Source organism: Thermococcus sp. (assembly GCF_015521605.1).
GTDB lineage: Archaea > Methanobacteriota_B > Thermococci > Thermococcales > Thermococcaceae > Thermococcus.
On record NZ_WANV01000003.1, the window covers coordinates 1 to 6,509 of the forward strand.

The 6,509-nt window shown below is 54.1% G+C and carries 10 protein-coding genes, 1 tRNA gene and 1 pseudogene; 9 read left to right on the plus strand and 3 right to left on the minus strand.

Going from position 1 to position 6,509, the window contains the following annotated elements; translation table 11 throughout:
* The 3 genes and pseudogenes from F7C11_RS00630 to F7C11_RS00640 all read left to right on the plus strand — a co-directional run.
* Positions 1 to 240: pseudogene (locus F7C11_RS00630) on the plus strand (phosphoesterase); the annotation flags it as partial.
* Positions 241 to 267: 27 nt separating this feature from the next.
* Positions 268 to 534, plus strand: a complete 267-nt coding sequence (locus tag F7C11_RS00635; protein ID WP_297089939.1) for a hypothetical protein — start codon at positions 268 to 270, stop codon at positions 532 to 534.
* A 39-nt stretch (positions 535 to 573) separates the two neighbouring features.
* Positions 574 to 650, plus strand: a tRNA-Thr gene (locus F7C11_RS00640).
* Positions 651 to 746: 96 nt separating this feature from the next.
* On the opposite strand, the gene F7C11_RS00645 is transcribed toward F7C11_RS00640, so the two are convergent.
* Positions 747 to 1,178, minus strand: a complete 432-nt coding sequence (locus F7C11_RS00645; RefSeq protein ID WP_297089941.1) for a hypothetical protein — start codon at positions 1,176 to 1,178, stop codon at positions 747 to 749.
* 230 nt (positions 1,179 to 1,408) lie between these two features.
* On the opposite strand from F7C11_RS00645, the gene F7C11_RS00650 reads away from it, so the two are divergent.
* Positions 1,409 to 2,251 (plus strand): DMT family transporter, encoded by an 843-nt coding sequence (locus F7C11_RS00650; protein ID WP_297089943.1) that lies wholly within the window; start codon positions 1,409 to 1,411, stop codon positions 2,249 to 2,251.
* On the opposite strand, the gene F7C11_RS00655 is transcribed toward F7C11_RS00650, so the two are convergent.
* Complete coding sequence (locus tag F7C11_RS00655; protein ID WP_297089945.1) at positions 2,241 to 2,906, minus strand: glycosyltransferase family 2 protein; 666 nt, start codon at positions 2,904 to 2,906, stop codon at positions 2,241 to 2,243. The genes F7C11_RS00650 and F7C11_RS00655 overlap by 11 nt on opposite strands.
* Positions 2,907 to 3,764: a 3-methyl-2-oxobutanoate hydroxymethyltransferase gene (gene panB / locus F7C11_RS00660; protein ID WP_297089947.1), complete on the minus strand. Its 858-nt coding sequence runs from the start codon at positions 3,762 to 3,764 to the stop codon at positions 2,907 to 2,909.
* An 88-nt stretch (positions 3,765 to 3,852) separates the two neighbouring features.
* Here panB and F7C11_RS00665 point away from each other — a divergent pair, with 88 nt between their 5' ends.
* From F7C11_RS00665 to F7C11_RS00685, 5 genes are read left to right on the plus strand one after another with little or no spacing between them, the layout of a single operon-like run.
* Positions 3,853 to 4,113, plus strand: coding sequence for a CopG family transcriptional regulator (locus F7C11_RS00665; protein ID WP_297089949.1), 261 nt, complete (start codon positions 3,853 to 3,855; stop codon positions 4,111 to 4,113).
* The gene (locus tag F7C11_RS00670; RefSeq protein WP_297089951.1) at positions 4,082 to 4,543 is read left to right on the plus strand and encodes a type II toxin-antitoxin system VapC family toxin; all 462 of its coding nucleotides are present in this window, start codon (positions 4,082 to 4,084) and stop codon (positions 4,541 to 4,543) included. The genes F7C11_RS00665 and F7C11_RS00670 overlap by 32 nt, the downstream gene beginning before the upstream one ends.
* Position 4,544: 1 nt before the next feature.
* Positions 4,545 to 4,973: an archease gene (locus F7C11_RS00675; RefSeq protein ID WP_297089952.1), complete on the plus strand. Its 429-nt coding sequence runs from the start codon at positions 4,545 to 4,547 to the stop codon at positions 4,971 to 4,973.
* Positions 4,974 to 4,982: 9 nt separating this feature from the next.
* Positions 4,983 to 5,918, plus strand: coding sequence for a tRNA (cytosine(49)-C(5))-methyltransferase (locus F7C11_RS00680; protein ID WP_297089954.1), 936 nt, complete (start codon positions 4,983 to 4,985; stop codon positions 5,916 to 5,918).
* A complete protein-coding gene (locus F7C11_RS00685; protein ID WP_297089956.1) occupies positions 5,915 to 6,379 on the plus strand; it encodes a hypothetical protein in 465 nt (154 codons plus the stop codon). The genes F7C11_RS00680 and F7C11_RS00685 overlap by 4 nt, the downstream gene beginning before the upstream one ends.
* Positions 6,380 to 6,509: the final 130 nt, after the last annotated feature.

The following is a 6,509-nucleotide window of genomic DNA, read 5'->3' on the forward strand; positions in this document are numbered from 1 at the left end:
CTCCTCATTTACAAGAGGGATTTAAAGGCCTCCGATGAGCTGTTCATCCGCTATTTGATGGCCTACGCCATAGCGGGCGCCGTATATCTCGTCGTCCACATCCATGCCCCCCACGTCGTATACAATCTCCCAGGTTACACCTCCTCAAACACCCTCCTGACCCGGCAGGAGTTCGTCCTCCCATCGCTCCACAACACAATCATCACGATAAACATCATTACAGTTTGGAGGTACAGGTAAAAGCTCGACGGAAAGGCAATCATATTGGTGAACACGCTCATACCCTTCGTCACAATCTTCCTCGGCCACCACTGGATTTATGATGTCCTGACTGGTATGGCGCTTGGTTCTTTCATAGCCAAGGTTACAGAGGGAAGAACCACCAGGATTCCGGAGATCCTTTATAACCTGGAAATTGCCTCCCTGAGGAAAGTGACGGTGGTGAACTTCCTCCTTGCGGTTTTAGTCCTCATAGTTGCAGTCAGCCCTGACAGATGGCTGGAGATTATAAACGGCCTTCTTCCCGGCCCCTGAGAAAAACTTATAAACTTCCCGTGAACCTTAACATCGGGTGCCGGGGTAGCCTAGCTCGGCAGGGCGGCGGACTCGTAATCCGCAGGTCGCGGGTTCAAATCCCGCTCCCGGCTCCACAACTTTCCACAACTTCCCAAAACACTTCTATCGAATGAAAGCCCCGTTAGAACGGCATCTGTAGACATCTTTTCCAGCTCCCTCGGTTGGAAGCCTCACCAGAGAATCAGGCCACCCTTCACACGGACGGAGACAGAGACCGGCCCCCCCTTTGACTCAGGGATGATTATCAGGTACATAGGGCCGTCTTTGGGGAACCGCCAGATCTTTTCAACGCTGGTCGTGTCGTCCACCTTGAAGAGGCACAGGGCCCCGTCTCCCGACTTCAATATTCTGAATCCCACATCATCGGTGATGCAAACGGTCACGGGTTCGGTTGACTTTATTGAGAACTGAATCACGCTCCAGTCATAGCCCTCAAGTTTGTAAACATAATAACCCCCTGGGGATATGACGACGTTCTCCTGAAACCTGTATGAAGCCCCCCACAGGGTGGCGGCTATCAGGATGGCCCCGATGACGAAAATCGTAAATCCCAGGGCTTCGATGCGCCTTATCGTGAGTGGCCTTATCGTTATCGCCGCCACCCCCTATCCCCCATTTTTAACTCGTTACCGATATATTTAAACGTTGTGACCTCAAGTTTTAGTTTTATTCTTTTTTGTTACCCCTGTCCCCACAATCTGGAGTCTGCCCACCATCTTGGACAAAATCCAAAATATGGAAGAGACTTACTTCTGCCCCTCCTGTGGAGGGGAGACCACCAACACTGAAAAATTTCCGTGGATTTTTTAAGACGAATGGTGGAGGTATCTTTATGGAAAGGGAATCCCTGGGGGTACTCTTCGCGATAGCCGGGACGTTCATCTACGGCATTGAGCCCGTTGTGATAAAGTCCAATCCCTCAAATCCAATAAGTTTTGCGGCATTCTCTGCCCTCGTTGCGTCGCTTCTCCTCTGGGGCAGTCTTCTCTGGACAGGGAAGTGGGAGGAGATCCGTGCCAACAGGGGCGACCTGAAGAAGGCGTTTTTGGTGGGACTCTTCGGTACGGCGCTCGCTTATCTGGCGTATTCATTCGGGGCGAGGATGAGCACGGCGATAAACGCCGCCCTGATAACCCGGAGTGAAGTTCTGTTCTCCTTCATGCTCTCCTGGCTGTTTTTGGGGGAGAAGATAACCCGGAGACTTGTTGCCTACTCCCTCGCGATAATCGTAGGTCTGGCCATCGTGATACTTCAGGGACGCTCCCTTGAACTCCATATCGGGGATTTCCTTCTTCTCCTGGTTCCACTCTTCTGGCAGCTCGGTCACGTGATAGCCAAGAGACTGCCTTACAGCTCGCCGACGATAGCGGCCCTTAGAAACACATTCGGCTTTCTGCTGCTCCTGCCGCTTGCAATCGCAACCGGCCTGGAGATTTCCGCCTTTGTGATCGCCGAGGGTCTCGTTATAGCCCTCGGCCAGCTGGTCTGGTACAGGTCAATAAAGCTCATCAACCTGTCCAAGGCCACGGCGATAATAACGCCCGCTCCCGCAGTTGCAATAGGGCTGGGAATCCTGCTCGGCGAGAGCTTTACAGTCTATCATGCCCTCGGCTTCATCCTAATTACCCTGGGAACACTAGGTGCAGTAAAGGTGGAAAGCGAGCTCAGAACCTGAGCAGTGTCCCAATGAAGCGAAAAACATCCCTTAATCCGAAACGTCCCTCCCTGTCGGGGTCATATATCATGCTCACGGGCACTTCTTTTATTCGGGCCCCCATCCTGGCCGCCTTTATCAGCATCTCGGTTTCGACTTCATAGCGGTCGCTCTCTATCTCCGGGATGAAGTGCCGGCTGAAAGCCCTGAAGCCGCTCTGGGTATCGTAGACGTACTGGCGCAGCTTGAGCCTTATGAGTTTCGTCGTTATTATGTTGCTGAGCCTCCTGTGAAGGGGCCTCTGGCTCACGTCCCCCTTCCTGGCGCCGATGACCATATCTGCCTCGCCGGAGACTATCGGCTCCACGAGGCTTATTATCTCCCCGGGTTTATGCTGACCGTCGGCGTCCATGAAGACCACAACGTCGCCGCTGGAGTGTTTAACCCCCTCACGCATTGCGCAGCCTTTACCGCAGTTTTTCTCAAGCCTGATGGCCTTTATTCGCTCATCCCTCTCGGAGAATGCCCTGGCGACCTCATACGTCCCATCGCTTGAGCCATCGTCAACCACTATGACCTCATCAACGAAGTCGGGAATCCCCTCAAGAACCTTCGGGAGCCTTGCCTCCTCGTTGTAAGCTGGTATGACGACGGTGATCCTTCTGCCCTTCAGCATCTACTCATCCTCTCCGAGCCTTTCGATGGCTCTCTGGGCTTTTCTCCTGAAGTCATCCTTATCGAGGAACTCCCAGTAGTGCTCCCTCGCAGGGAACCTGCCTTCTTTTACGTCCTCCCGATAGTTCTCAAGGGCAAGCCTTATCATCCCGCTGATGTCTGCGTATTTCTTGACGAAGGGAGGGGTGTTCTCGTAGATTCCTAGGAGGTCATGCCAGACAAGAACCTGGCCGTCCACGTACGGCCCGGCACCGATTCCGATGGTGGGGATCGAGACCTCCTCTGTCACGAGCTTCGCAACATCGGCCAGGGTAAATTCAAGGACAACGGCAAAGGCGCCGGCCTTCTCAAGTGCCTTGGCATCGCGGAGTATCTCCTCTATTTCTTCCTCGGTTTCCCCCATCAGCCGGTAGCCGCCGAGGCGGAGGTATCTCTGGGGAGTGAGCCCCGTGTGCCCCATTACCGGAATGCCCATCCTGACCAGCTTCCTCACGAGCTTCCTGTGGTCGTAGCCGCCCTCTATCTTCACCGCATCCGCCCCGGCCTGTACGAGCTTAATTGCATTTTTAACACCCTCATCGGTATCGACCTCGTAGCTCCCGAAGGGCATATCCGCTAGGACGAGCGCCCTCCTGACGGCCTTTGAGACGGCCCTGGTGTGGAAGACCATCTGGTCCATCGTGACGTTCAGCGTGTTCTCCTCCCCGTAGACAACCATCCCAAGGGAGTCGCCGATGAAGATTATGTCCATTCCTGCCCTGTCGGCTATGAGCGCTGAGGGATAATCGTAAGCGGTTATCATCGCGATCCTTTCCTTCCCCTTCATCTCGATTATTTTCCGAGGCGTTATCTCCCTCATATCACCACCCAATCCATTTCGACGGTGGTCTAATTAACGGTTTCGATGGTTTTATATACCGATTTCGGTAATTACCTATGGTGGTACAATGGGGAAGGTAAAAACCAGCGTTTACCTCGATGAGGAACTCTGGAGGGAGTTTAAAGAACTGGCCCGGCGGGAAAAGAGTGAGGTCAGCAAGCTCCTTGAAGAGGCACTTATGAACTACCTCATAAACGAAGTTTTGAAGGACATCGACGACTCTGAAGTGCCCCTGTGGTTTGAACCCCTGAAGGTCGAGGGCGAGAGCAGTGAAAAGCTCGTGAGGGAGATGAGGGATGACAGGGAGGAGCGTTTACTTGGACACTAGTGCCATCTTAAAGAGGTATTTAACCGAGGAAGGCAGCGATGTGGTGAAGGGAATATTCAGGGATGCATACAGAGGCGAAGTGAAGCTCGTCTTTAGCTTCTGGAACATTGGAGAGGTTATTGGAATACTCGACAAACGGCTAAGAAGGGGCCAGATCAGAAAGGAGGGCTTTGACTTCCTGAAGAAAGGCTTTCTGGCGGAGGTAAAGCGGTTCACGAGGTTGGGCGTCTTGGAGGTGGTCCCGGTTCACTCCCTACTGCTGGCCGATGCGTGGGAGCTAATTGAGAGATACCACATTTACCAAGCGGACGCGATTCAAATAGTTTCGGCAAAGTACGCCGGGGTTGAGAGCTTTTACACCGGAGACAAGAGGCTTCACGATACGGCTAGAAAAGAGGGCTTGAACTCTATACTGCTTGGAGGTGGCTGAAATGAGGAAGTGGGAACACTACGAGCACACCGCTGACGTTGGAATCAGGGGCTACGGTGAGAGCCTTGAGGAGGCCTTCGAGGCCGTTGCGCTGGCGCTCTTTGATGTGATGGTAGAGGTGAGAAAGGTCGAGAGCAAAGAATGCCGTGAGGTCGAGGTGGAGGGCGAAGACCTGATGGCGCTCCTCTACAACTTCCTTGAGGAGCTTCTCGTGCTCCACGACATGGAGGGACTGGTCTTTGGAGACGTTGACGTCGAGATAGAGAAAACCGGGGAAGGTTATCGGCTCAGGGCGAAGGCATGCGGCGAGGTTCTCGACTACGAGAAGCACGAGCCGAAGGAGGAGGTTAAGGCCATAACCTACCACGAGATGAAGATAGAGCAGCTTCCAGACGGAAGGTGGATGGCACAGCTGGTGCCGGACATCTGAGGTGGTTCTATGAGCGCGAGGGACAGAATTAAGGAAACCAATCCCGCCTTTTACGAGCGCTATTCAATGCTCGAAGACACGGACGAGTTCTGGGAGTTCATAATCCGGCCCCTGCGGCAGAGCATACGGGTGAACACCCTCAAGGCGCCGCTTAACGTGGTCGTTGAGAGGCTTAAAGAGGAGTTCGAACTTGAGCCGGTAGCATGGGTTCGCGAGGGATTCTTCATCAGCGTTGACAACCTCGCGAAGGTTCCGGAGCACAGTCTCGGCTTAATCTTCGGCCAGGAAGCGAGCTCCATGATACCCCCCGTTGTCCTTGATCCCAAGCCCGGTGAGCTTGTCCTAGACATGGCGGCAGCCCCTGGCTCAAAAACCGGACAGATAGCACAGTACATGGAGAACGAGGGGTGCATAATAGCAAACGACCCGAAGCTCAGCAGGGCCAACGTCCTCATAGCGAACCTCAATAAAATGGGCGTCCTCAACGCCCGCGTGACGACGAAGGACGGGGCCTATTTCGGCCGTTTTGAGAATACCTTTGACAGGGTTCTCCTCGACGCCCCGTGCTCCTCCGTTGGGATGATAAGGAAGAGCTGGAAGTTCCTAACGGGCTGGCGCCTGAGGGGGGTCATCAAGTACATGAACATTCAGAAGAGGCTTATCCTGGCCGCCTATCGGGCCCTCAAACCGGGGGGAACGCTGGTCTACTCGACCTGCACGATAGACCCCCTTGAGAACGAAGAGGTTGTGGACTATCTCCTCAGAAAGACCGACGCGAGGCTGGAGATAATAGACCTGCCGGTGAAGACCAGCGAGCCTGTTTTGGAGTGGGAGGGGAAGACCTACTCGTCCGAGCTGAAGAAGGCTTTACGCATACACCCCAATGACAACGATACCGAGGCCTTCTTCATCGCTAAGATACTCAAGCCGGAGGGAGGGGCATGAGCGACAACCCGAGGGAGGAGATAGGGAAAACAAGTGACACCGAGCTCGTCAAAAAACTCCTCATTGAGAACTACGGTTATGCACCTGAGCTTCTCTATGAGATACGCGGGAGGTATCACAAGGTCTACGCCTGGAAGCCCTGCCCCTTCGAGATCAGGGGGCCCGACAGGAACGGGGTGTATTTCGGCAGGGTGGAGAGCGACGGGATAAGGCTGAGCATCGAGGGGAGCTTTCTCGTCGGCCCGAAGGCGACGAAGAACGTTGTCGAGCTCGATGATGGGAGGGCAAGACGGTATCTCGCCGGAGAGAGCGTCGAGATCGACGATAAAGATCTCCACGGGTGGGTGATAGTTAAGTGGCGCTCCTACTACCTCGGGTCGGCCAAGGCCAAGGAGGGCAGGCTCATAAACTACGTGCCAAAGGAGAGGAGGCTGAAGCCTGAAGACCCCGCGAAAGCTTAAAATAACGTTAGGGTAATCTAAAACGGAGGTGGGAGGATGGTGCCGCTGAAGAGGATAGATAAAATACGCTGGGAGATACCAAAGTACGACAGGCGCATGAGAGTCCCGGGCAGGGTTTACGCTGACGACC

Bases quoted from the DNA above. Each gene is read 5' to 3' on its own strand.
- F7C11_RS00650 (WP_297089943.1), top strand. From the start codon at position 1,409: ATGGAAAGGGAATCCCTGGGGGTACTCTTCGCGATAGCCGGGACGTTC.
- F7C11_RS00655 (WP_297089945.1), bottom strand. From the start codon at position 2,906: ATGCTGAAGGGCAGAAGGATCACCGTCGTCATACCAGCTTACAACGAG.
- panB (WP_297089947.1), bottom strand. From the start codon at position 3,764: ATGAGGGAGATAACGCCTCGGAAAATAATCGAGATGAAGGGGAAGGAA.
- F7C11_RS00665 (WP_297089949.1), top strand. From the start codon at position 3,853: ATGGGGAAGGTAAAAACCAGCGTTTACCTCGATGAGGAACTCTGGAGG.
- F7C11_RS00670 (WP_297089951.1), top strand. From the start codon at position 4,082: ATGACAGGGAGGAGCGTTTACTTGGACACTAGTGCCATCTTAAAGAGG.
- F7C11_RS00675 (WP_297089952.1), top strand. From the start codon at position 4,545: ATGAGGAAGTGGGAACACTACGAGCACACCGCTGACGTTGGAATCAGG.
- F7C11_RS00680 (WP_297089954.1), top strand. From the start codon at position 4,983: ATGAGCGCGAGGGACAGAATTAAGGAAACCAATCCCGCCTTTTACGAG.
- F7C11_RS00685 (WP_297089956.1), top strand. From the start codon at position 5,915: ATGAGCGACAACCCGAGGGAGGAGATAGGGAAAACAAGTGACACCGAG.